Source organism: Janibacter cremeus, assembly GCF_013409205.1.
GTDB classification, from domain to species: domain Bacteria; phylum Actinomycetota; class Actinomycetes; order Actinomycetales; family Dermatophilaceae; genus Janibacter; species Janibacter cremeus.
The window spans coordinates 1,127,745-1,151,538 of the sequence record NZ_JACCAE010000001.1 but is presented as its reverse complement, the minus strand read 5'-3'; the positions used below and the strand labels follow the sequence as shown (position 1 = coordinate 1,151,538).

Here is a 23,794-nt window from a genome sequence, read left to right as displayed (position 1 = left end):
ACGTCCGCCGGAATACATCGCGAAACGGGGGTGGTCAAACTTCAAACTGTCCAATAGCCTGAGATCGAATTCAGGTTCATGTATGTCCAGTTCATATAGGAGTGACAAAGATGTCGCAGATGTCGGCCACGTTCCGGAGTCAGATCGACTCGTACCTAGACCGCCTCGGCACGCGGCAACGAGCGACTTGGCCATCAGGGGTAGCGCGAGAACTCTCGTACCCCTTCGGTGAGGTCCCTCTGACCGAGTACCTGCGCAGATGGGCTCATGAGCGGCCCGAGCACCCCGTCATCACCTGGCACGGCTATGACATGAGCTACACCGAGCTAGACGACCTGAGTGACCGTGTGGCCTCCCGGCTTAATGCTCTAGGCCTGATGCCTGGCGACAAAGTCGCGGTGATGATGCCTAATGTTCCACAATTCATCGTCGCCTTCTTCGGAATTTTGAAGGTGGGCTGTGTTCATGTCCCAATCAACCCCATGTTCAGGCGCCAGGAAATCAGGTACGAGCTGGAGGACACGGGTGCCAAAGTCGCCTTCTTGCTTGACGATTTTGCCGAGGAGTTCGAGAGGGGAAGTAAGGGGACGAGGGTCGAAGTCGTGATCGCAACCTCCGTAGAGGACCTCCTTCCGCAAGGGGCAGATATGCCCTCTGGCGCCCAGAGCAATGTGCCACCAGCAGCCGGCGCAGAGCGACTTATGAACGTATTCTCGGAGCCCACGGGCAGCGTCCCGCAGGATCCGATGGACATTCATGCACTAGCAGCCCTCAACTACACTGGGGGAACGACTGGAATGCCGAAGGGCTGCAAGCACACACAAGCAGACATGCTTTACACGGCAGTCGCGGGCGCAACCCATGTTACGTCCCTCGATCGAAACTCGGTTACCCTGCTGTACCTTCCCATTTTCTGGATTGCAGGCGAGGACGGCTTCCTAGTCACCTTCGCATGCGGAGGCACAGTCGTTCTCCAGTATCGATACGACGCCTATGAGGCTGCGCAGGCTATTGCTCGGAACGGTGTTACCGCCTTTATCGGCACAGTCGATAACGCGCTTGAGGTCCTAGAAGTCTCCAAGCGAATCGATGTCAGCCTCGCAACAATAGAGACCGCAACCGTGATGTCATTTGTAACAAAGTTGTCTTCTGATGTCCGCGAGCGTTGGCGACTCGAAAGTGGTTCCGCTGCAATCCTACGTGAGAGCTCTTATGGATTGACGGAAGATCACACAATGGACACATTCACTCTTGGGCTCGACGACATTGACTTGGAGGGTCGACCAGGCTTTGTCGGCCTGCCTGTGCCAGGCACTGACTTTGCAATTATCGACTTTCTCACTGAGGAATTGAACCCAATTGGCGTTGAAGGGCAGATCATCGTCAGATCGCCCAGCATGATGGCGGGGTATTATGAGAATGAGGAAGCGACCTCCGAGACACTCCGAGACGGCTGGCTTTTGACGGGAGACAGTGGAGTCATTGATGAGCGCGGCTGCCTCCACTATTTGGGAAGACGTAAGGAAATGCTGAAGGTAAACGGCATGAGTGTTTTTCCATCAGAATTGGAATTTCAACTCAGCCTGCATTCAGATATCGCTGCAGCGGGAGTGATTGGACAGCCTGATGAGGCGAAGGGAGAAGTGCCCGTGGCGTTCGTCGAACTCCGCCATGGATGCGATCTTGAGGCAAAGGATATTGAGTCTTGGTGTAGGCAGAATATCGCCCCCTACAAGGTGCCGCGGGTTCGCGTCATCGCGGAGATGCCTATGGCTCCGACCGGTAAGGTCATGAAGAGCGAACTCGTACGCTATGCAGATGCTATTAAAGTCTCTTCGTCAACCTAGACCGAATGGGGGCATGCTCACAGACCCAGGCGGATATTCCTCTGTGACTGCACCAATTTCAAGGAACTCTAAAAGACCAGCCAATGAACCGTCAGAAATACGAGAGGATATTTATGTCACAGCAAGACAGGCAGGCCTCAGCCGCGCGATTCTCACGCGCTGACGCTTTCGCGCTCATCGCGATAGGAGTCTTCGGGGTCGTTACATTCCTCCCTTGGTCTTACAGCTCCTCGTTTCTTGGCGTCGGGATAATCGCATGGCTAATGGCCGCATCAATGGTTGTAATGCCTGCAGTCGGGTTGGTTCTCGCGTTGCTAGAGCCCGAAGAGTCCAACTCAGAGCCTCAAACTCACTCCTCACGGTGAAGGATGACACATGACTTTACTAGTAATTGCCCTATACTTCGTTTTTCTTAGTGTGATTGGTTGGCTTGCCTATAGGCGCGTCAAAGGGTCGACAGATCAGTTTTTCGTGGCCGAAAGGAGCCTCGGGACGTTCGTTAACTCTTGGGCCTTTCTCGCCTCCTTGGCGAGTGGTGGATCAATGCTGGCTGGTGTTGGTACGGCAATGGCCTTAGGGTTTCCATACATTGCGGCCACAACTGCGGGCGCGGTAGTTGGATTCGTGGTCGCTTCGATTGTGGTCGCCAAGCCACTGCGCGCTTTAGGCGAATACACTGTCCCTGACTATTTTCGCGCACGGTTTCAAAGTAGAATAATTGCTTGGGTGGTTCCACTCATCATTCTCGTTGGAAGTATGGCTTACTTGGTGGCGCAGCTCAAGGCGGCCTCAATTGTTACAGAGTATGCGCTGGGATGGGACTACAGCGTAGGAGTCATCGTCACTGGTCTGCTTTTCACAGCTTACGTCTCGGCCGGAGGGTTCCTGGCGGTTTCTTGGAACGATGTTTTCCAAGGAATTTTGATGTTCGCCGGGCTGGTTGGACTCATCATTGCAGCTTTGGGGACGATCGATGGCTTTTCGGGGTCCTTCAATATGGCCCTCACGGACTATCCGGCGCTGGGCACCGGCAGTGGAACCGACGTGTCTCCGGCGACATACGTGGGTGCGTTCATCACGGGTGTAACAGTCATGTCGGTTCTTCCGCACGTCATTATGCGCGTGTTCTCAGCGAAGAGTGTGAAGTCAGCAAAGGTGTCACTTAACGTTTCAATGCTGATATACGCCGCGATGATGCTGGGGTCAGCAACGGTGCTGACCGTGGCGGCAACCACTATTCCAAGCGTTACATCGGAGAGTGGTGACGAGGCCTTTCTCCTCATTGTGGAGAAGGTCCTTGGGCCGGTTGGCCAAGGCGTTATAATGGCGGCAGTGCTTGCCGCTATTATGTCCACGACAGCAGGATTGCTGATGGTCTGCAACGCTGTCGTAGCAAACGACATCTTCTCTCGAGTGCTTAGGCCCGAGGCGCCTCAGCGTACGATAGTCCGAGTAGCCGGGGGCGCGACTTGGATAGTTGGGGTCCTCGCAATATTGCTGGCCCTCAACCCCCCAGATCTCCTGATTGTTTTGTACATCGCGGCGCAAGGGTTCATCGCGGCGTCACTCTTTTTTCCCATGGTGCTTGGGATGTGGTGGAGTCGGTGCACGACATCCGGCGCTATCGCGGGTGTTATCGGAGGTGCGGTGATATTCGCTATTATGTTCGCCTGGGGCGGTCTTGGGACGTCCGCGGAAGTGGTTGTCGCGCTTCCAGCGTCACTCATCTTGACCGTTGTTGTGAGCCTAATGTCGGGGGAGTCGAAAGTCGGGCGAACGGAACAGGTCGAACGGGTTGTCTGACAAACAATCGAGGGTGCAGTGCCGCCAACAAGCGCATCCCCTGTGTGCCTGCCATATTGGTCGTTTCGCCTCAGACCTTGCCGAAATGGTTGTTTGCTAATGGTCCATCGAGGATTCGACGACTAGGCTAGAGGTCAATGTTGTATGGAATTTTCTTGCTTCGTATTGGAGGCTATGGCCAACTGAGTGTCCGGAATCGGCTTACCGAAGCCAGAGGAGAGCCACGCTTCGCACCCTCGTCCGACTCAGCGAGTTGCGTTGTCGGCCGCGGGTTTCGAGAGTGTGGTGATCAGATAAGGGAAGGACTCTCGATATTGTGCTTGATTTTGACGGATTTGAGCAGGTCCCTGCCGTTCGCGGTGATGGTGCCAGTGGCTTTAAGAGAGAAGGTATCGTGAGCTCGGAAACTAGACGTGGAGTTCCCGGAGTAGATGATGTTCTGACACTAAACGAGATTGCTAGGGAAATGGCGCCCCAAGAGTGGGAGGACGAAAACGGTCACGTCAACGTAGCGGCCTACTATCGATTTCATATGGAATCAGTGGCCTTGGCATTGGAGGGGCTTGGATGGACTGAAGGTCATCGACAGACGACGGGCCAGAGTGTGTTCAGCGTCGAACAGCACCTACGCTTTTACGACGAGGCCTTGGTGGGGCATGATGTAAGCATCCACCTCCGCTTGCTGAACCGCAATGAGAAAATGTTCCATGCGGTTTCGATGTTGCTTAACCGAAGCACTGGTCGCCTAGCGAATACGTTGGAGTTCGTTGAGGCTAATGTCGATTTGAGGAGTCGGAGGATGGTGCCATTCAGTTATGAGTTTGGTTCAAAGCTAGACGGAGTAATTGTGCGGCACAACGAATTGCCGTGGGCGGTGCCGCTCAATACGGGGATGGGGCTGAGGTGAACGCTGGCAGTTGTGGCCTGACTTGGGTTAGGTTTGTCGGAGTTTATGGTTTGCATGCCTGTGACCTGCGATAGCGCGTACGTGGACGCTGTCATGAGTCACTAATTGGTGCTCTACGCTCGCTGGGATAGCGTGGATTCGGTGGGTGCGTACGGCCTCGGGGGCGACGGGGGTGCAGATCGCTGAGTCGGTCGAGGGTCGCCCCTCGGCGGGGTTGTCCGCCTTGTAGGCCGAGCGCAGCTGTGGCCTTGGCCCCTGAAGGTGGACACCTCGTAAGAGAGGATCTGCATCATGGGAAGACAGCGTCGGGAGTTCAGCCCGGAGTACAAGGACGAGGCCGTGGGGTTGGTGCTCAACACCGGCCGGACGGTGGCTGTGGTCGCTCGCGAGCTCGGTATCAACGAGGCCACGCTCGGTCGGTGGGTGCACCTCCACAAGGACCGCCAGGGTGTTGGCGAGGCGCCGCTGAGCGAGTCCGAGCGGGTCGAGTTGGGCAGGCTCCGCAAGGATGTTGCTGAGCTGAAGCTGGACCGGGCGTTCCTGAAAAAAGCGTCACTCTTCTTCGCCCAGGAAGCATCAGATACGAACGTGAAGCGTTCGAACTGATGCACGCGGAGAAGAGCCACTTCAGCGTTGTTCGGATGGCTCGTCTGCTCGGCGTTTCGAGGTCGGGCTACTACGCCTGGACCAAGCGAGGGCCCTCGGCACGGGCGATCCGGTCACAGCGGATCGAGGCGAAGGTGGCCTGGTTCCACGGTGACTCCGACGAGGTTTCGGGGGCGCCCCGGATCTTGGCCGATCTACGCGAGGACGGCGAGATCATCTCGCGCAAGACCGTCGCCAAGATGATGCGCCGCCTCGGCCTGCGTGGCGTCTGCCCCAAACGGTGGAAGACCACGACGATCAGCGACAGCAACGACACCTACCCGCCTGACGCGGTGCAGCGACAGTGGGACACCGGCACCCTGAACGCCGTCTGGGTTGGCGACATCAGCTACCTGAGGACCTGGGAAGGGTGGCTCTACCTGGCGACCGTGATCGACGCCCACTCTCGCCGCGTGATCGGGTGGGCCATCGCTGACCACATGCGCACCGATCTTGTCGAGGACGCGTTGAAGATGGCGATCGTCCTGCGGGGCGAACTGCCGGGGAAGGTCGTGTTCCACGCGGACCGAGGAACTCAATATGCCTCGGATCAGATCACCCGGTTCGCGGCGACCAACGGGATCACCAGGTCGATGGGCCGGACCGGGGTGTGCTGGGATTGTGAGAGTCTCAATCACCATCAGGCGGCCTGACTCTTGCTTACGACTGACCCCGAAGTCTGGGTGTCCTGGCTGTTGATCTGTCGTCCGCTTGGTGGTGCACCACCACATGGTGCTGGCCGGGCGGGCGTGACCTCATAGGAGCCTGATTCAGCAGTCTCATCACAGTCCCGTCCACCCGACCGGCCAGCGTCACTCGCCCTGTCCCTGGTCTGGTTGGAGCAAGTACTGATGAGCATGCAACAGGTCCCCGCACACCGTCGAGTCGTCATCGGCGTCGACACCCACAAACACGTCCACGTCGCCGTCGCGATCGACGAGCTCGGCGCCACCTTGGGCAATCGCTCATTCGCAGCCGATACAGGCGGCTACCTCGAATTGATCGACTGGGCACTGGCCTTCGGCGGCAAGCCCACTTTCGGCATCGAGGGAACCGGCTCTTACGGCGCCGGTCTGGCTAGCGCGGTGCGCCGCCGCGATATCGGCGCTATAGAGGTCGTGCGTACTGACCGGCGCGATAGGCGCCTGCGGGGCAAGTCCGACTCCATCGACGCTGAGAACGCTGCCCGCGCTGTTTTGGCCGGGCAGGCCACCGCGATCCCGAAGACCGCCGACGGCACCGTGGAGATGATCCGCCAGGTCAAGGTGGCCAAGGACATCGCGGTCAAGGCACGCACTGCGGCGATGATCAGCCTCAAGCAGGTCATCGTCAACGCTCCACCGCAGCTGCGTGAGGATCTGCAGCCGCTGTCGAAGATGGCGCTGATCAACCGGTGCGCCGCACTGCGACCCGGCCAGGTCACCACGATCCTGTCGTCCTCGAAGTACACCCTGCGTGCGATCGCTCGACGGTGGCAGCACCTGAACGAGGAGATCAGCGGCCACGAGAAGGTCCTGGAACAGCTGACCACCCAGGTGGCGCCGGACCTGACCGCAGCGTTCGCGGTTGGTCCCGACACGGCAGCTGAGATGCTCATCGTCGCTGGCGACAACCCTGAGCGGATTCGCTCCGAGCCGGCCTTCGCACGACTGTGCGGCGTCGCCCCGATCCCGGCCTCCTCCGGTATGACCAACCGACACAGGCTCAACCGCGGCGGCCACAGGCAAGCAAACGCCGCCCTCTATCGCGTCGTGATCGTGCGGATGCAACACCACGAGCCGACGAAGGCCTACGTTGCTCGGCGCACCGCGGAGGGCAAGACCAAAGCCGAGATCATCCGATGCCTGAAACGACTCCTCGCCCGCGAACTCTGGGCCGCAATGCGACCCCTGCGCCAGCCCCGCGAAGCATCACCCGAAGCCGCTTGACAGATATAGGAGCATCAACGCGATGGCTGAGTCGTTCTTCGCAACGTTGAAGACCGAGTTCTACTACCGCCGCGTCTGGCCCACCAAGGCCGGCGCGAGCAAGGCTGTCGGAGCATGGATCGAGGATCGGTACAACCGTCGCCGTCGACACTCCGCCCTCGGCCAGATCAGCCCCGTCAGCTTCGAACTGCAACACTGCAACCAGCCCGCGGCAGCACTTCAAGCCGCATAGCCCGGTGTCCACGAAACGGGGTCATGGCCAGCTGCTGAGCACACTGCCAGGCGATGTCGACCTCGTCGTGACGCTCATCGGCGGCGATCGCGCGCTCCAGTCGGGCGCGATGCCGGTCGGTGAGGTTTTCTCGCCCGGTTCGCAGGATGGTGCGGATCCCCATACAGCGGGTCGTCGGTGCGGCCGCGGTGGCCGCGGGTCTGTTGCTGGACGCGCCGGCGCACTAGTCAACGGCCTGGGTTCCGAGCTTGACCACGTGGAAGGCATCGACGATGGCGACGGTGTCCTCGAGCTGGTCGTCGATGGCGTTCCTTTACCCCTGGAACGGGTCCATCGTCGCCACCTGCACGCCGGCGCGGAAGTCTTCGCCGCGCTTGGTGAGCCAGTCACGGTAGACCTGCCCTGACCGGCCGGGGACGAGGTCGAGCAGCCGGGCGCTCACCTTCCCCTGCGCGTTGCGGGTCAGGTCGACCATCCCGATCAGCTCCTTCGGCCCGCGGCCGCCGTCCTGGGGCGGCTTGGTACTGACTTGGTGCCAGATGATGGAGCCACCGCATCAGACGCGTAGCGGCGGGGGAGTTGTCCACACCGTGCGCCAGGTCGTGCCCAGTTGTCTGGCCAGCCTCTGCACGGAGGCGTTCTCCCGTCGCATCCGCCTGATCGCCCACCAGCACGCTCGCGTCGACAACATCGCCCGCGAGGGCGCGATCTGGCCTGACTCGTGCCACTTGATGCCCGGATGACGCTTGGGGTCGACTTTTCGGCCATTTCTCGGGGTGCTGGCGGGCTGAGTGACACACCCCGGCCCTCGGTAGGGTCGAGGTCGTGGTGTTCGTGCGGAAGTCTCCAGGGCGGTCGGGGAGCACGAAGGTGCAGATCGCGGAGCGCCGAGCCGGGCGGGATGTGGTGCTGGAACACGTCGGCACCGCTCGTGGGGAAGCCGAGCTGGCGGTACTGATGGCGCAAGCGCGCCGACGACTGCGGCCCGGGCAGGAGGTGCTCGACCTCGATGTCGGTCCCGCCGGCGAGGAGGAGGGTTTCCCCGAGCGGCCGGGGATGATCACGGGCAAGAGATCCGCGCTGCTGTGGCACGTTCTGTCCACCGTGTACGACCGGCTCGGGTTCGACGTCGTGGCTGATGACGCGTTCAAGGAGTTGGTGCTGGCTCGGATCATCGAGCCGACGTCGAAGGCGGACTCGTTGCGGGTGCTGGGCGAGGTCGGGGTCGAGCACGCGTCGCTGCGCACGATGTTCCGCTCGCTGGGGCGGGCGCAGGAGCGCGGCTATCGCGACCAAGTCGCGGCCGCGTGCTTCACCCACGCCGCCAGCAGTGGCGATGTGTCCCTGTGCCTGTATGACGTCACCGTGCGCCGTGAGGCGCTTGTTGTTCGAGTGGAGGTGGTCAAGTCCCCGGTAGTGGTGTAGCGCTGCGTGATCCTTCGGGGTGGGGTTAGGCGGTCAGGGCGGGCATGGTTTCGGCTCCGATCTCGGGGTCGGTGGTGGTGATGAGAGTGACGCGGCAGCGGGCCAGGACGTCGAGGCCGAGGTAGCGCCGTCCTTCGGCCCATTCGTCGGTCTGTTCGGCCAGGACGGCTCCGACCAGACGCACGATGGCGTTGCGGTTGGGGAAGATCCCAACGGAGTCGGTCCGGCGTCGGATCTCGCGGTTGAGGCGCTCCTGGGGGTTGTTCGACCAGATCTGGGTCCACACGTCCTTGGGGAAGGCTGTGAACGCGAGGATGTCCTCCCGCGCGCCGGCGAGGTGCTCGGCCACCTGTGGGAGCTTCTCGTCGACGTACTCGATGAGCCGGTCGAACTGGGCCTGCACGCTGGGTGCGTCGGGCTGGTCATAGACACTGTGCAGCATCGCCTTGACGGCCGGCCACATCGACTTGGGCGTGACGTCCATCAGGTTCGCGGAGTAGTGGGTGCGGCATCGCTGCCACGCGGCGCCGGTCAGGTTCGCCGCGATCGCTTCCTTCAACCCTTGGTGGGCGTCGGAGGTGACCAGACGTACCCCGGTCAGGCCGCGGGCGGTCAGGTCGGCGAAGAACTCGTTCCATGCGGACCCGGTCTCGGAAGTGGCCACGCGCAGTCCGAGGACTTCGCGGTGCCCGTCGGCGTTGACCCCGGTCGCGAGCAGTACCGAGGTGGCGACCACGCGCCCGCCCTCGCGGACCTTCATCGTCAGCGCGTCGGCGGCGACGAAGGTGAACGGTCCCGCCTCGTCAAGGGGGCGGTGGCGGAAGTCCTCGACGATCTGGTCCAGGTCGGCCGCCATCCTGCTGACCTGCGACTTGGACAGGGAGTTGATGCCGAGGGTCTTGACGAGCTTGTCCATGCGGCGGGTGCTGACGCCGGCGAGGTAGCAGTCGGCGACGACGGTGATCATCGCCGACTCGGCCCGCTTGCGGCGCTCGAGCAGCCACTCGGGGAAGTAGCTGCCGGTGCGCAGCTTCGGGATGGCGACGTCGACGGTCCCCACGCGGGTGTCCAGGTCGCGGTGGCGGTACCCGTTGCGCTGCGCCGAGCGGCCCGGTGTGGGGCGGCCGTACTCGGCGCCGACGACGGCGTCGGCGTCCGCGGACAGCAGCGCGTTGATCATCGTCTGCAACAGCGAACGCATCAGATCCGGGCTTGCTTCGGTCAGGGCTTCACTCAGCAGGCCCGCAGGGTCGACAATGTGTGGTGCGGTCATCGTGATGACTCCGTTCGAGGATTCGGTAGAAGGTTGACTCGAAGGATCACACGGTGGCCGCACCTATGCCCTCAGGGGCACCTAGTCTGCCACCGCGCTACACCACTATGCGGGACTCAACTGTGGAGGTGAGAGACCTTTGCCTGATTCCCTGCCGTAGCAGGGGGTCCGTAGCTGGGGGCAGCCTGATCGCAGGGACGTGCGGGAGGGCGGGAGCAGCCCCGACAAAGCCGTGTCGCGTCAGCACCGTTGGATGGCGTGGGCGCGGCGAGCAAGCCGGAGAGGTATACGCGAGGAACCGGTGTCATCACCTGTCTTGACGTATTACCGCCTCGAACCCAGTGGATATGGGGCGGGCGCGGCCAGCCACTTGCCGGAGTGACGGGCGGTGGACCGCCCGGGGCACGAGTTGCATGTCCCGGGTTGGGTCGGCGGTGAAGGACTACGGAGTAGTCGCCGATGAGTGCTGCAGGCAGATAGCCGGGTGCCTCCTTCGGTCAGCGGACAGCAAGTGAACACGGGAAGGTCCCCGGGCCTGCCCTGTCGGCCGTGCAGCCAGCGCGGGCCGGGGGGCTGGGTGCGTCGCCTGCCGATCGGCGCGGGGGCTGGCGGAGTCGCCGTAGTACTGCGAGTCCGGGAGAGCCGGACACATCGGGAAGGGCGGCAGCGAGATGGATAGGAGGTACTGCGATGGCGCAAGAGGCGTTGGTGAACTCCGACGCTCGGGCCTTGATGGACGCTGTCAGGGAGCGGGTAGCGCGGACGCAGATCAAGTATCACCGGTGGGCCAAGACCGACCGCGACGAGCGGTTCGGGGACTTGTTCAACCTCGTGTCACACCCGGACTACCTGCGGGTGGCCTGGCAGCACGTGGCACGCAACAAAGGGGCTCGCACCGCGGGGGTCGACGGCGTCACTGTGCGTCAGATCGCCGCGCGGGGCGAGGTCGCGGAGTTCCTGAATGGGGTCGCCGCGAGCCTGAAGGACGGCACGTATCGGCCCTCGCCGGTGCGGCGGGTGCTACTCCCCAAGCCGGGCGGCAAGTCGCGTCCGCTGGGGATCCCGACCGTGACCGACCGGGTCGTGCAGCAGTCCTTGAGGATGGTGCTGGAACCGATCTTTGAGGCCGACTTCCAGCCGGTCTCCTACGGGTTCCGACCCAAGCGGCGCGCCCATGACGCGGTCGCCGAGATCCACCACTACGCCACCAGCGGGTACCGGTGGGTGTTGGACGCAGACATCGAAGGATGTTTCGACCACATCGACCACACTGCCCTGCTGGCACTGGTGCGGGAGCGGATCAAGGACAAGAAGACCGTGGCATTGGTCCGGGCGTTCCTCAAGGCCGGAGTTCTTGACGAACTCGGCCTGCAAGCCACGACCAGTGAAGGGACGCCGCAAGGCGGGATCATCTCACCGCTGCTGGCCAACATCGCCTTGTCCGTGCTGGACGAGGCGATCATGGCCCCATGGGCTGCGGGAGGCGACCAGTCAACCCAGGCTGCACGCGCCAAACGTCGCTACCACGGGTTGGGCAACTGGCGGATCGTGCGCTACGCGGACGACTTCGTCATCATGACCAACGGCAGCAAGGATGACGCCCTGGCCCTGAAAGAACAGGCCGCCGAGGTGCTGGCCGGGATCGGGCTGAGGCTTTCTGAGGCCAAGACCCGCGTCACGCACCTACGCGAAGGGATCGACTTCCTCGGCTTCCACATCCAGTGGAGGAAACGCCGAGGAGGCGGCAAGTGGTGCTGCATGGTCTTCATCAGCGACAAGGCGTTCGCGAAGATCAAGCAGACCATCCGCGCTCTGACCCCTCGCCGGTCACCACGGCCCATGACGGACGTGATCATCGAGGTCAACGCGGCGCTGCGCGGGTGGACGTCCTACTTCCGCCACGCTATCGCCGGGCGACGATTCAGTTTTCTGCGGTACTTCACCTGGAGACGCTTCGTGGCTTGGCAACGCGAGCAGCACCGCTGGAACTGGTCGAAGGTCAAACGATGGCTCCGCCGCCACAACGGCAGCTGGAAACCCATCGCGACCAACGATGTGGTCCTGTTCGACCCCACGAAAGTGCGGGTGCGACGGTACCTATACCGCGGGAACAGGATCCCCAGTCCCTACGATCCGGCCACGGCCGCCTGACGGCGACACCTCGTGGAGAGCCCGTTGCGTTGAAAGGCGCACGGCGGGTTCGGCGGGCGGTCCGGGGAAACGGAGCAGCAGCAATGCCGCCACCGGCCCCCGGACCGACCCAACACTTTGTACTTCGAGGCAGAGCACGAGGACGAGTTGCGCAAGGTTGGTTTCAGCAAGGAGCGACGGGTGGACCCGCAGGTCGTGGTCGGGCTGCTGGTCGACCGCAACGGCTTCCCCCTGGAGATCGGCTGCTACGAGGGCAACAAGGCCGAAACCACAACGATCATCCCCATCGTCCAGCAGTTCCAGGCCCGGCACGGGCTGAGCGACATGGTCGTCGTGGCCGATGCCGGGATGCTGTCGACGGCGAACCTGACCGCTTTGGATGAGGCCGGCCTGCGGTTCATCGTCGGCTCCCGAGCGGTCAAGGCGCCGGGGGACTTGCCGTCCCACTTCCGCTGGCACGGCGACGCGTTCGCTGATGGGCAGGTCATCGCTCCCCCAAGCACTCCGTGCAGGGCGGCACCCCCACCATCACTCCCAAGCGAGCCACGAGCGCAGCTCGCGCTGAGAACGATTCGGCCAAGCGTGCCGAACCGATCTGGAACCCGGCCGGGCACCCGGGGTCGTGGCGGGCGGTGTGGGCCTACTCCCGCAAGCGAGCCGTGCGCGACCGGAAGACGTTGACGTTGCAGGAGAACCGCGCCAAGGCCGTCATCGCCGGCGAGAAGGCCTCCCGCCCACCCAGATTCGTCAAGACCACCGGCGGCAACCGCGTCCTGGACCAGGCCTCCCGGCTCGTGGGCTTGAAGGGGTACGTCAGCAACATCCCCGTCGAGGTGATGCCCGCTGGTGAGGTCATCGCCAGTTACCACTCGTTGTGGCAGGTCGAGGCCTCGTTCCGGATGAGCAAGACCGACCTGCGTGCCCGGCCAATCTTCAGCCACACCCGTGAAGCGATCGAAGCGCACCTGACCATCGTGTTCACCGCTTTGGCCCTCAGCCGCGAGGTCCACAACCGCTCCGGACTGGCCATCCGCAACGTACTGCGTCAACTTCGGCCACTGCGCTCAGCGACCGTCGCGATCAACGGCTCCCAGCAGACCTTCCCGCCCGATGTCCCTGCCGAAAAGCAAGCCATCATCGACGACATCCAGGGCAACGACTTCAGGCACTAAGGCAAATGGCAGAAGTCAGGAGCGACAGCGACCGTGGAAGGCAGTTGAGTCCCGCATAGTGGTGTAGCGCGGTGGCAGACTAGGTGCCCCTGAGGGCATAGGTGCGGCCACCGTGTGATCCTTCGAGTCAACCTTCTACCGAATCCTCGAACGGAGTCATCACGATGACCGCACCACACATTGTCGACCCTGCGGGCCTGCTGAGTGAAGCCCTGACCGAAGCAAGCCCGGATCTGATGCGTTCGCTGTTGCAGACGATGATCAACGCGCTGCTGTCCGCGGACGCCGACGCCGTCGTCGGCGCCGAGTACGGCCGCCCCACACCGGGCCGCTCGGCGCAGCGCAACGGGTACCGCCACCGCGACCTGGACACCCGCGTGGGGACCGTCGACGTCGCCATCCCGAAGCTGCGCACCGGCAGCTACTTCCCCGAGTGGCTGCTCGAGCGCCGCAAGCGGGCCGAGTCGGCGATGATCACCGTCGTCGCCGACTGCTACCTCGCCGGCGTCAGCACCCGCCGCATGGACAAGCTCGTCAAGACCCTCGGCATCAACTCCCTGTCCAAGTCGCAGGTCAGCAGGATGGCGGCCGACCTGGACCAGATCGTCGAGGACTTCCGCCACCGCCCCCTTGACGAGGCGGGACCGTTCACCTTCGTCGCCGCCGACGCGCTGACGATGAAGGTCCGCGAGGGCGGGCGCGTGGTCGCCACCTCGGTACTGCTCGCGACCGGGGTCAACGCCGACGGGCACCGCGAAGTCCTCGGACTGCGCGTGGCCACTTCCGAGACCGGGTCCGCATGGAACGAGTTCTTCGCCGACCTGACCGCCCGCGGCCTGACCGGGGTACGTCTGGTCACCTCCGACGCCCACCAAGGGTTGAAGGAAGCGATCGCGGCGAACCTGACCGGCGCCGCGTGGCAGCGATGCCGCACCCACTACTCCGCGAACCTGATGGACGTCACGCCCAAGTCGATGTGGCCGGCCGTCAAGGCGATGCTGCACAGTGTCTATGACCAGCCCGACGCACCCAGCGTGCAGGCCCAGTTCGACCGGCTCATCGAGTACGTCGACGAGAAGCTCCCACAGGTGGCCGAGCACCTCGCCGGCGCGCGGGAGGACATCCTCGCGTTCACAGCCTTCCCCAAGGACGTGTGGACCCAGATCTGGTCGAACAACCCCCAGGAGCGCCTCAACCGCGAGATCCGACGCCGGACCGACTCCGTTGGGATCTTCCCCAACCGCAACGCCATCGTGCGTCTGGTCGGAGCCGTCCTGGCCGAACAGACCGACGAATGGGCCGAAGGACGGCGCTACCTCGGCCTCGACGTCCTGGCCCGCTGCCGCGTCACTCTCATCACCACCACCGACCCCGAGATCGGAGCCGAAACCATGCCCGCCCTGACCGCCTAACCCCACCCCGAAGGATCACGCAGCGCTACACCACTACCGGGGACTTGACCTGGAAGGCTTCGACGCCCCCGAGATCGCCACCGCTGGGTCGACTGGTACAACCGCCGCCGACCGCACAAGTACTGCGACGACCTCACCCCCGTTCAGGCCGAGCAGGCTCACTACGTTCACCACCAGGCCCAGAAACCCGGGAGTCTCAAACTAGAATGTCCCGGACACGATGGGGCGGTTCACGCGCAGGAGGTGCCCCCACGGAGCATTCGACTCGCGAAGGCAAGATCTACTGCTGCGCCATCTTGGACACCTACTCGCGCCGAGTAGTCGGCTGATCGACTCCTCACCCACGGCGGCACTGGTGACGAACGCGTTTGGGATGGCAATCGACAGCCGGCTCGGAAAGAGGACCGACTCGGGGACGATCATCCACTCGGACACACGCAAAGTCGTGCCCATCGATACTGGAATCACTCACGTCAGCGGAAGGTGACATGACTTTTGGGTAGGTGGCCGTGGTCGTTGAAGGTGAGGAGCCGTGGTCCAGTGCGGCCGACGATCACGGTCGTGATGCTAGCGTTTATCAGGACGTCGTTGAGGCGCAAGAAGAGGCTGGCGTCGCCGCTCAGCAGATGGGAAGCGACGAGCGCGATGGGTCCAGCGGAGGAAAAGATGGTCGCGACACTGCCTGAGCCTGCTTGTGTGGTTGCGTCCTCGAATCCGGCAAGCACCCGGTCCTGAAACCCGATGAAGCTCTCACCGTGGCTGTCGGCACCTTTGGCTATCCATTCGCTCAGCGCGAGGTTGAGCCTCACTTGGAATTGCTGGGTTGATAGGTCGTGCCGCTTGGGTGGCAGCCACGACAGTAGGCTGGCTTCATCGAACTCGTTCCATCGTTCGTCTTCGACGACGTTGAGACTGTGCAGTGCCGTTCGCGCGGTGTTCATCTGACGGCGCAAGGTGCCGGTTGCAGCCCAAAGTGAACGAGGTAGCGAAGGGGTGGCCCAATGCTTGCGCAGGATTTCGGCCTGCTTGTGCCCTCTGAGTGAGAGCACATCATAGTCGTCGGCGCCGAAGGACGCTTGTGCGTGACGGACAAGTCGGATCGAGCCCATCGGTGTCCTAGCCTTCCTACTGATCAAACGTGGTGCCGTGCTTGTTTTCGGCTTCCTTTGTTGCGTCTCTTTCAACTATTATGCCTAACCCCAATGCGGAGCCCGTAAGGGCGAGGATCTGGGTTAGTGCATAACTGACCGATGTCGACCCGTCACGGATTGCGGGTGCATACATTTCATTCATGCCGGCCGCCATCTGGGCGACAGCCTCCGTGTCTGCTGCCGGTTGGACGATCCCTGAGGCTTTGAGCCGGTCATAGTACTTCGCGGTTCTGCGAACCGATCGTCGTCGGATACCCGCCCACAAGATTCGGATCTCGTTGTCGGAGAGCGCCTGGTGATCAAGTATCCGCATGAGCTCGAGGTTATGGACCACGGCGCGCAGCGAAGCCTCGGAGGTTACGCGCAGCACTGCGACCACGTCGTCATGCTCCAGTCCGTCGATCGACTGCGCGGCCAAGAAGGTGTCGCGCACCTGTTTAGCGAGAGCGGCGAAGACGTCCTGCTTGGAGGCGAAGTAGACGTAGAAGGTCGCACGGCTGACGCCTGCCTCATCGGTGATGTCGGAGACGTTCGTGGCGCCGAAGCCTTGCTTGGCGAAGGCAGCCCGGGCAGCGGCCAACAACTCGTCGCGGCGGGCGGAGCCTTGCCGATCGTGCGCGACACGCGTCGCCCATCCGTTCTTCACGGGGGTCAGACTATCGGACCTGTTGACACGAGTGCCAATCCAGTGCAACTATTGCGTTGACACTGATGTCAACGAATTTCTGGAGAGGTCTCCCTGTGAAGGTCCTTGTGGCTAACCGTGGTGAAGTGGCGGTGCGAATCGAGCAGGCAGTGCGTTCGCTAGGATGGTCCGCACAGCGGGTTCACGTATCCGAGGAATCGGCAAGTGCAACTGAGAGCTCAGTGCTCCTGCCAAAGGCTGGCGTCGCAGGATACCTAGATGCAGACGCGCTAGTGCAGGCAGCAGTCCAAACTGGCTGTACGATGCTGCATCCTGGTTATGGCTTCCTAAGCGAGAGTGCCGAACTCGCTGGGGCCTGTGCTGACAACGACATCATCTTTGTCGGTCCCTCTATAAAGGATTTAAAGCTCTTTGGTGACAAGTCCTCAGCCCGTGCCCATGCTGTGTCGGTCGATGTTCCGGTGCTTGCCGCCACAACGTCGCCGACTAGTCTTCAGGAGGCAGAGCAGTTTCTCCGCGCTCACTCAGCAGGCTGCATGGTTAAAGCCTCTGCCGGGGGAGGGGGCCGGGGCATGCGCGCGGTTACGGACCTTGCAGGTCTCTCAGAGGCATTTGAACGCTGCCGCTCGGAGGCCAGACGCGCCTTCGGAGATGACTCGGTTTACGTCGAGGAGTTGATGCCCCGCGCCAAGCATCTGGAAGTCCAAATCCTAGGGGACGGCATGGGGCAGGTGGTGAGTTTGGGGGAGCGTGAGTGCAGCATCCAGCGGCGTCATCAGAAATTGGTCGAGTGGGCGCCTAGCCCTGTGCTGAACTCGCATCAGCGTGATGCACTCAGCCGCGCGGCTGTTGCGTTGATGGCTCCTTTGGAATACCGGGGCCTCGGCACGGTGGAGTTTCTGGTGGATCCCGATACTCTGGCTGCTGGCGCAGAATTCACCTTCGTCTTCATTGAGGTCAATCCCAGACTCCAAGTCGAGCACACCGTAACCGAACAGGTCACCGGCCTTGACCTGGTCGCGTCCCAGCTGCGGGTAGCGGTTGGGGAGTCTTTGGACGATCTATCTCTAGAAGGGGGTAGTTCCCCGGTCCAAGACACGTTCGCGATCCAGGCTCGGGTCAATGCTGAGCACACGGTGGGTGCGGTCACCACTGCGGCCACCGGAACCGTCACCGACTTCGTGGTACCGGCCGAGGCGCGGGTCGACACCTATGCTCGACCCGGCTTGGTGGTAGACGGCACCTTCGATTCGCTTTTGGCGAAGGTGGTGACTAGGACCCAAGGGTCGTTCGCCGAGGCGGCCGCGGACGCGGTGAGTGCACTTAGTGAACTGGTCATCTCCGGGGTGGATACCAACGTCGACCTGCTGCGGTCGGTCCTCACCCATGAGGAGTTCATTAGCGGCCAGGCCACGACTAGCTTCCTGGACGAGCACGAGAGCGTATCTGGGCAGTTCGAGGCCGCAGGTGACCCCTCGCAGGTGACCGCCGCGTTCGCCGCTGCGGTGGTCTCAGTGGACGTGCGGCCTGGCCAAGCGATCGGCCCTGGCACCGCACTGGTGACCTTAGAGTCGATGAAGATGGAGCACCCGTTGACGGCCGGTGTGAGCGGCACTGTCGATCAAGTACGGGTGGCTGTGGGCGATCAGGTGCGCGTCGGTCAGGTGATCGCCGAGATCACGGTTCATGCTGGAAATTACGGTGAAGAGGAGTTATCCGACCAAGTCGACTTGGACTACGTTCGTCCAGATCTCGAAGAACTGTTGCGGCGGAGGGCGGCCGTCACCGACGAAGCGCGACCTGAGGCCATGGCCAAGCGGCACCGTACCGGTCATCGCTCAGCACGCGAGAACATCTCGGCTCTCGTTGACGACGACTCCTTCCTCGAGTTCGGAGCCTTGCCGGTCGCGGCACAGCGCAGTCGTCGGGATATGCAGGATCTGATTGCTCGGACCCCAGGCGACGGGATCGTCACTGGGCTCGCGAAGATCAACGGGGCAGAATTTGGTTCGGAGGTGAGCGAGGCGGCTGTACTCGCCTACGACTACACCGTGCTGGCTGGCACTCAAGGCTACTTCAACCACAAAAAGACTGACCGGATTCTCTCCATCGCGAAGCAGAAGAAGGTGCCGATCGTCTTCTTTGCAGAAGGGGGTGGCGGTCGGCCCGGGGATACTGACGTCAATCACGTCTTGGGCTCGGGGCTCAACGTCACCACATTCACGATGATGGGTTCGCTCAGCGGGGTGGTTCCTACTATCGGAGTGCTGACAGGGCGCTGTTTCGCTGGTAACGCAGCCCTTCTGGGCTGCTGCGACGTCATTATCGGAACACGCGACTCCAACCTCGGTATGGCTGGTCCGGCGATGATCGAGGGCGGAGGCCTGGGGCGGTTTACGCCCGAGGAGGTTGGACCGATGGACGTTCAAGGGCCCAACGGAGTGGTCGACATCGTGGTTGAGGACGACGAGGAAGCCGTCTTGGCGGCCCAGCGGTACCTTTCCTATTTCCAAGGCCCGGTTTCTCAATGGTCGTTTTCCGATCAACGACGGTTGCGCCACCTAATTCCGGAAAATCGCAAGGCTATCTACAACATTCGTGAGGTGATCGATAACCTTGTGGACGAAGGGTCAGTTTTAGAGTTGCGCCGTGAGTTTGGCATTGGGGCTGTCACCGCCTTGGTCCGGGTCGAAGGCAAGCCTATGGGGCTGGTGGCAAACAACCCCGCACACTTGGGTGGCGCTATCGACTCGGAGGCCGCGGACAAGATGGCCAGGTTCCTCCAACTCTGCGACGCGCATGGGCTCCCCGTCGTATCCCTCTGCGATACCCCGGGCTTCATGGTTGGGCCGGAGTCGGAAGGAACCGCGACCGTCCGACACTTCTCACGACTCTTCGTGATCAGCGCTCACCTCAGGATCCCAATGATTACCGTGATCCTGAGGAAGGGCTATGGGCTCGGCGCGCAGGCAATGGCAGCAGGTGGGTTCCTTGAGCCTCTAACAACCATCGCTTGGCCAACCGGCGAGTTTGGGCCAATGGGGCTGGAAGGGGCTGTCCAGCTTGCGTATAGCAAGGAACTTGCGGCGATCGCCGACGATGGCGAACGGGACCGGCGCTATCGCCAACATCTTGACGAACTCTATGATGCAGGCAAGGCGATCAATAGCGCGATGAAGCAGGACTTTGATGAGGTTATCGATCCGGCGGAGACGCGGAGATGGGTGGCGTCGACGCTTCGCTCATTCCCGACCTACGAGGGGGAAGCCACGCGGTACGTCGACACTTGGTGAGCTCAGGCGATTGAACGTCTGGGGCTTCTGCCGGGCGTCGTCGGCGTCGTAGTTGACAAAGCGTGGACGCGCAGGCGGCCGGCCCGGTCAACGATGAGGTGCAGTCACGCCATACCGTTCCGCGTTTTAGGTGTTGCAGCGCATGAGGTTGGTGACACGGCTGTGAGTTTGATGGCGGGCAGATCCCTGCGGCGACAGGATGAAGGTGTCAAGCCGTTCATCACGTCGAGTCAGCCGGAGGAGCCTGCCCTATGCCCCACGATAATGCCGCGTTGTCGTTCCAGGGTCGTCGTCTCGTGCGCCGATGCCAGCACCGTCCACGAAGCATCTGTGACGCGCCAGTGTCTGTCCGAGTGGGTCGCCCGATGGCGCGGGCACGGTGATGAGGGCCTGCACGACCGTGGTAGTCGGCCGCGTAGGTCGCCGACCGCGACGCCCCAGGTGGTGGTGGTGAAGCATCCCGGCATGTCCCGAGACTGTCTCAAACGGTCAGCTCCACGGGCTGTGCTGCTGTCTCACGAGAAGAGTAGGCCTCCTCCAGCTCCTCCGCTGGGACGTCGCCGCAGTACTCATAGAGGCGGCGGTGGTTCAACTATCGACGCCTCCACGGCGAGATCGGACTCGTCCCACCGGTCGAGCTCGAAGAGCAGCACTACCGGCACAACCCCGTAGCGACTACCGTCGCCACGTCAGTTCAGAGTCTCCACTGAACCCGGCACGCGACACTCCGGGCACGCCGGGGCGGTTCACTCCCATTTGAGGCACGGACTCACTTTCGCGGGCACCTTGACGTGAGGCACTACGTCCCCCAAAGGGGTGAGTTGTGCACCATGAGTTCCTGCGGACTCATGGTGCTTCTGTCCCATGGAGTAGCGGGTTCTAGCGGTAGTTGGTGTACTGCAGCGCGACGTCGAGGTCCTTGCCCTTCAGCAGGGTGATGACCTCCTGCAGGTCGTCGCGCGACTTGCCGGTCACGCGCAACTCGTCACCCTGGATCTGCGGCTTGATGCCCTTGGGTCCCTCGTCGCGGATGATCTTGGAGATCTTCTTCGCGTTGTCCTGGTCGATGCCCTCCTTGGTCGGGCCGGACAGGACGTACTCCTTGCCGGAGGCCTGCGGCTCCTTCTCGCCGAAGTCGATGTTCTTCAGCGAGACGCCGCGCCGGACCAGCTTGGACTCGAAGACGTCGAGTACGGCCAGGACGCGGTCGGCGCTGCTGGCCTTGATGGTCACGTTGTCGCCGCTCCACTCGATCGACGCACCGACACCCTTGAAGTCGTAGCGCTGGGAGACCTCCTTGGCGGTCTGGTTGAGCGCGTTGTCGACCTCCTGCCGATCGACCTTGCTGACGATGTCGAAGCTGCTGCTGGCCATGTTTTCGGGCTCCTCACAGGTGGATTGCGCTGATGGGGGTTCTCCTTGCTACCCTTTCATGCGCACACGGCAGGTTGTCCGAGCGGCCAATGGAAACGGACTGTAAATCCGTCGGGTTATCCCTACGAAGGTTCGAATCCTTCACCTGCCACCCAGTGCGGAAGGCCCCCGGGAGTGACTCCCGGGGGCCTCCATCGTGAGCCGCCCCCGGTGGTTGAGGTGGGAGTCCGTCCCGCGGGCGACCCTCGAAGCCACCGCTGGTGGCACCATGCGGGCATGGACGTGATCGTGGGCGAGGACGGACTGGCCCGACCCCCGTGGGCGAGCAGCGACCCACTGCTGCGCGAGTACTACGACACCGAGTGGGGCATGCCCGTGCACGACGAGCGTGGGCTCTTCGAGCGGCTGAGTCTCGAGGCGTTCCAGGCAGGACTGTCGTGGGCGACGATCCTGCGCAAGCGGGAGAACTTCCGTGCGGCCTTTGCCGACTTCGACCCCGACACCGTGGCAGCCTTCGACCACGACGACCGGGCGCGCCTGCTGCAGGACGCGGGGATCATCCGCAACCGGGCCAAGATCGAGGCGACGATCCGCAATGCCGCGGCGACGATCTCCCTTCGCGGTGAAGGGGGCCTGCCGCACCTGATCTGGTCCCACCGCCCGGAGTCGACCCCCCTGCCGCGCACGATGGCCGAGGTTCCCACGACCTCGCACGAGTCGCGGGCGATGGCCAAGGAGCTCAAGCGCCGCGGCTTCTCCTTCGTCGGGCCGACGACGGCCTTTGCCCTGATGGAGGCGGTCGGCATCGTCGACACCCACCTCGTCGACAGCCACCGGCGGGGAGCCTCGGGCCTGTGGCGGCCCGACGGGAGGCCGGTGCAGGATGGCTGACATGAGCCAGGCCTTCGCACGCGAGTCCTACCCGTACTGGGTCACGGTGCCCACGAGGTGGAGCGACAACGACCAGTTCGGCCACGTCAACAACGCCGTCCACTACTCGGTGATGGACACCACGATCAACAACTGGCTCAAGGCGCACGACTTCGACGTCGCGCAGGGGGGCGAGACCATCAACCTCATCCCCGAGACCGGCTGCCGTTACCTGGCCGAGATGTCCTACCCCGATGCCTTCGAGGTCGGCCTGCGGGCGCTGTCGGTGGGCCGCTCCAGCGTGCGCTGGGAGTGCGCACTCGTGCGACAGAGCGACGGTGTCCTCGTCGCCGTGGCCACCTCCGCCCACGTCTTCGTCGACGCGACGACCCGCCGCCCGACCACGATCCCGGACCCGTTGCGACGGCACGCGCAGGAGCTCGTCACCGGCGTCCCCGGGGCGTGAGATGCCGGCCCGACCGTGCGGAGCGTGACGGCAGCGGCCCGATTTCATGAGTTGAGGGTGGGCCGTGTAATCTCTCCCGAGGTCGTTGACTGCAGCGCAGACGCCGCAGACGACATGCCCCCTTAGCTCAGTCGGCAGAGCGTTTCCATGGTAAGGAAAAGGTCGTCGGTTCGATTCCGACAGGGGGCTCGGGTCCGGCCCGTGCCCTGCACAGGTCGACCGCCACGGCGGGGTAGCTCAGCTGGTTAGAGCGCACGACTCATAATCGTGAGGTCGGGGGATCGAGTCCCCCTCCCGCTACGCAATCCCACGGTGCGCCTCGAACTCGATTTCCGGTCGGGGCGCATCGTGGATTAATCTTGTGCGTCGATGTGTTGTGTCCGCTGACGTGGGCATGCACCACGTACCTCCCGCCAGCGCAGACCGGCGCAGGCGAGTACCACCGATGAAGTGTGAGAGCAGGTTCCTACCGTGGCCACGAAGAGCGCCGACGTCCGCCCGAAGATCACCCTGGCGTGCACTGAGTGCAAGGAGCGGAACTACATCACCAAGAAGAACCGCCGCAACAACCCCGACCGGTTGGAGCTGGCGAAGTTCTGCTCGCGCTGCCGCACCCACACCCCGCACCGCGAGACCCGCTGAGGTCCTTGCGCCCCGCACCACCACGTCGCGGCCGTCGAGCACACGCTCGGCGGCCGCTCGTGTGTTGGTCCGCGCCGTCGTGCCCACCCTCGCCCCTAGACTGACCGCATGGCCGTGAACGAGGACTTCCTGGGTCGGAGCTACCCGCCCACCCCACCCTTCGCCGTCGGGCGCGAGCACGTCCGCGACTTCGCGGAAGCCGTGGGCGCGAGCGACCCGGTGCACCACGACGTCGAGGCGGCCCGTGCCGCCGGGTACGCCGATCTGGTGGCGCCGCCGACCTTCGCGGTCATCCCGGGCCAGCGCACCGATCGGCAGTTCGTCGCCGACCCCGAGGCGGGCGTCGACTACACCCGCGTCGTGCACGGCGAGCAGCGCTTCACCCACCACCGTCCGATCGTCGCCGGTGACGAGCTGCGGGGGATCCTGCACATCGACGCCGTCCGCGCCGCCGGCGGCCACCAGATGATCACCATGCGCAGCGAGATCGTCGACGCCGACGACCAGCCGGTCTCGACGAGCCGGTCGACGATCGTCGTCAGGGGAGGGGAGTGAGC

General features: G+C 63.0%; 19 protein-coding genes, 3 tRNA genes and 3 pseudogenes. 20 read left to right on the top strand and 5 right to left on the bottom strand.

Translation table 11 applies throughout. The annotated features are described in order from the left end of the window. Positions 1-110 precede the first annotated feature (110 nt). The 7 genes and pseudogenes from BJY20_RS05380 to BJY20_RS05350 all read left to right on the top strand — a co-directional run. Positions 111-1,847: an AMP-binding protein gene (locus BJY20_RS05380; RefSeq protein ID WP_343062785.1), complete on the top strand. Its 1,737-nt coding sequence runs from the start codon at positions 111-113 to the stop codon at positions 1,845-1,847. Positions 1,848-2,222: 375 nt separating this feature from the next. Continuing rightward, positions 2,223-3,650: a sodium:solute symporter family protein gene (locus BJY20_RS05375; RefSeq protein ID WP_185990577.1), complete on the top strand. Its 1,428-nt coding sequence runs from the start codon at positions 2,223-2,225 to the stop codon at positions 3,648-3,650. 316 nt (positions 3,651-3,966) lie between these two features. Beyond that, positions 3,967-4,557 carry a thioesterase family protein gene (locus tag BJY20_RS15950; RefSeq protein WP_185990576.1) on the top strand — a complete coding sequence of 197 codons (591 nt, stop codon included), beginning with the start codon at positions 3,967-3,969 and terminating at the stop codon, positions 4,555-4,557. A gap of 291 nt (positions 4,558-4,848) precedes the next feature. Continuing rightward, positions 4,849-5,163, top strand: coding sequence for a transposase (locus BJY20_RS05365; protein WP_185990575.1), 315 nt, complete (start codon positions 4,849-4,851; stop codon positions 5,161-5,163). Further along, positions 5,163-5,855 (top strand): IS3 family transposase, encoded by a 693-nt coding sequence (locus BJY20_RS05360; protein ID WP_185990574.1) that lies wholly within the window; start codon positions 5,163-5,165, stop codon positions 5,853-5,855. The genes BJY20_RS05365 and BJY20_RS05360 overlap by 1 nt, the downstream gene beginning before the upstream one ends. Positions 5,856-6,053: 198 nt before the next feature. Next, a complete protein-coding gene (locus tag BJY20_RS05355) occupies positions 6,054-7,130 on the top strand; it encodes an IS110 family RNA-guided transposase (protein WP_221935240.1) in 1,077 nt (358 codons plus the stop codon). Positions 7,131-7,146: 16 nt separating this feature from the next. Continuing rightward, positions 7,147-7,317, top strand: a pseudogene (locus BJY20_RS05350) (integrase core domain-containing protein); the annotation flags it as partial. A 358-nt stretch (positions 7,318-7,675) separates the two neighbouring features. On the opposite strand, the gene BJY20_RS16395 reads toward BJY20_RS05350, so the two are convergent. Then, positions 7,676-7,837 carry a transposase gene (locus tag BJY20_RS16395; protein ID WP_185990572.1) on the bottom strand — a complete coding sequence of 54 codons (162 nt, stop codon included), beginning with the start codon at positions 7,835-7,837 and terminating at the stop codon, positions 7,676-7,678. Positions 7,838-8,187: 350 nt separating this feature from the next. Here BJY20_RS16395 and BJY20_RS05340 point away from each other — a divergent pair. Continuing rightward, a pseudogene (locus BJY20_RS05340) lies at positions 8,188-8,727 on the top strand (IS1634 family transposase); the annotation flags it as partial. Positions 8,728-8,812: 85 nt separating this feature from the next. Here BJY20_RS05340 and BJY20_RS05335 read toward each other — a convergent pair. Then, a complete protein-coding gene (locus tag BJY20_RS05335) occupies positions 8,813-10,060 on the bottom strand; it encodes an IS256 family transposase (RefSeq protein ID WP_185990375.1) in 1,248 nt (415 codons plus the stop codon). 690 nt (positions 10,061-10,750) lie between these two features. Here BJY20_RS05335 and ltrA point away from each other — a divergent pair. From ltrA to BJY20_RS05320, 3 genes and pseudogenes are all read left to right on the top strand, one after another. Further along, on the top strand, positions 10,751-12,211 hold the full coding sequence (gene ltrA, locus BJY20_RS05330) for a group II intron reverse transcriptase/maturase (protein ID WP_185990570.1): 1,461 nt from the start codon (positions 10,751-10,753) through the stop codon (positions 12,209-12,211). A gap of 114 nt (positions 12,212-12,325) precedes the next feature. After that, a pseudogene (locus BJY20_RS05325) lies at positions 12,326-13,383 on the top strand (IS1634 family transposase); the annotation flags it as partial. Between the two features lie 164 nt (positions 13,384-13,547). Continuing rightward, positions 13,548-14,795, top strand: a complete 1,248-nt coding sequence (locus tag BJY20_RS05320) for an IS256 family transposase (RefSeq protein WP_185990375.1) — start codon at positions 13,548-13,550, stop codon at positions 14,793-14,795. A 473-nt stretch (positions 14,796-15,268) separates the two neighbouring features. Here BJY20_RS05320 and BJY20_RS05315 read toward each other — a convergent pair whose 3' ends face one another. Further along, complete coding sequence (locus tag BJY20_RS05315) at positions 15,269-15,904, bottom strand: histidine phosphatase family protein (RefSeq protein WP_185990569.1); 636 nt, start codon at positions 15,902-15,904, stop codon at positions 15,269-15,271. 16 nt (positions 15,905-15,920) lie between these two features. Beyond that, complete coding sequence (locus tag BJY20_RS05310) at positions 15,921-16,592, bottom strand: TetR family transcriptional regulator (protein ID WP_185990568.1); 672 nt, start codon at positions 16,590-16,592, stop codon at positions 15,921-15,923. A 65-nt stretch (positions 16,593-16,657) separates the two neighbouring features. On the opposite strand from BJY20_RS05310, the gene BJY20_RS05305 reads away from it, so the two are divergent. Further along, positions 16,658-19,885, top strand: a complete 3,228-nt coding sequence (locus BJY20_RS05305; protein WP_185990567.1) for an acetyl-CoA carboxylase family protein — start codon at positions 16,658-16,660, stop codon at positions 19,883-19,885. A gap of 93 nt (positions 19,886-19,978) precedes the next feature. Then, positions 19,979-20,557, top strand: a complete 579-nt coding sequence (locus tag BJY20_RS16605) for a leucine zipper domain-containing protein (RefSeq protein WP_425484123.1) — start codon at positions 19,979-19,981, stop codon at positions 20,555-20,557. Positions 20,558-20,764: 207 nt separating this feature from the next. Here BJY20_RS16605 and BJY20_RS05295 read toward each other — a convergent pair whose 3' ends face one another. After that, the gene (locus BJY20_RS05295; protein ID WP_185990565.1) at positions 20,765-21,259 is read right to left on the bottom strand and encodes a YajQ family cyclic di-GMP-binding protein; all 495 of its coding nucleotides are present in this window, start codon (positions 21,257-21,259) and stop codon (positions 20,765-20,767) included. Between the two features lie 68 nt (positions 21,260-21,327). Between BJY20_RS05295 and BJY20_RS05290 the strand changes: the two genes are divergently transcribed. The 7 genes from BJY20_RS05290 to BJY20_RS05260 all read left to right on the top strand — a co-directional run bounded on the left by BJY20_RS05290 (position 21,328) and on the right by BJY20_RS05260 (position 23,792). Further along, positions 21,328-21,410 (top strand) — tRNA-Tyr (locus tag BJY20_RS05290). A 125-nt stretch (positions 21,411-21,535) separates the two neighbouring features. Then, positions 21,536-22,150 carry a DNA-3-methyladenine glycosylase I gene (locus BJY20_RS05285; protein WP_185990564.1) on the top strand — a complete coding sequence of 205 codons (615 nt, stop codon included), beginning with the start codon at positions 21,536-21,538 and terminating at the stop codon, positions 22,148-22,150. A gap of 1 nt (position 22,151) precedes the next feature. Then, positions 22,152-22,595, top strand: a complete 444-nt coding sequence (locus BJY20_RS05280; RefSeq protein WP_185990563.1) for an acyl-CoA thioesterase — start codon at positions 22,152-22,154, stop codon at positions 22,593-22,595. Positions 22,596-22,711: 116 nt separating this feature from the next. Continuing rightward, positions 22,712-22,784 (top strand) — tRNA-Thr (locus tag BJY20_RS05275). 37 nt (positions 22,785-22,821) lie between these two features. Continuing rightward, a tRNA-Met gene (locus BJY20_RS05270) sits at positions 22,822-22,895 on the top strand. Between the two features lie 171 nt (positions 22,896-23,066). Further along, positions 23,067-23,237, top strand: a complete 171-nt coding sequence (rpmG, locus tag BJY20_RS05265) for a 50S ribosomal protein L33 (RefSeq protein WP_185990562.1) — start codon at positions 23,067-23,069, stop codon at positions 23,235-23,237. 108 nt (positions 23,238-23,345) lie between these two features. Continuing rightward, positions 23,346-23,792 carry an FAS1-like dehydratase domain-containing protein gene (locus BJY20_RS05260; RefSeq protein WP_185990561.1) on the top strand — a complete coding sequence of 149 codons (447 nt, stop codon included), beginning with the start codon at positions 23,346-23,348 and terminating at the stop codon, positions 23,790-23,792. Positions 23,793-23,794 lie beyond the last annotated feature (2 nt).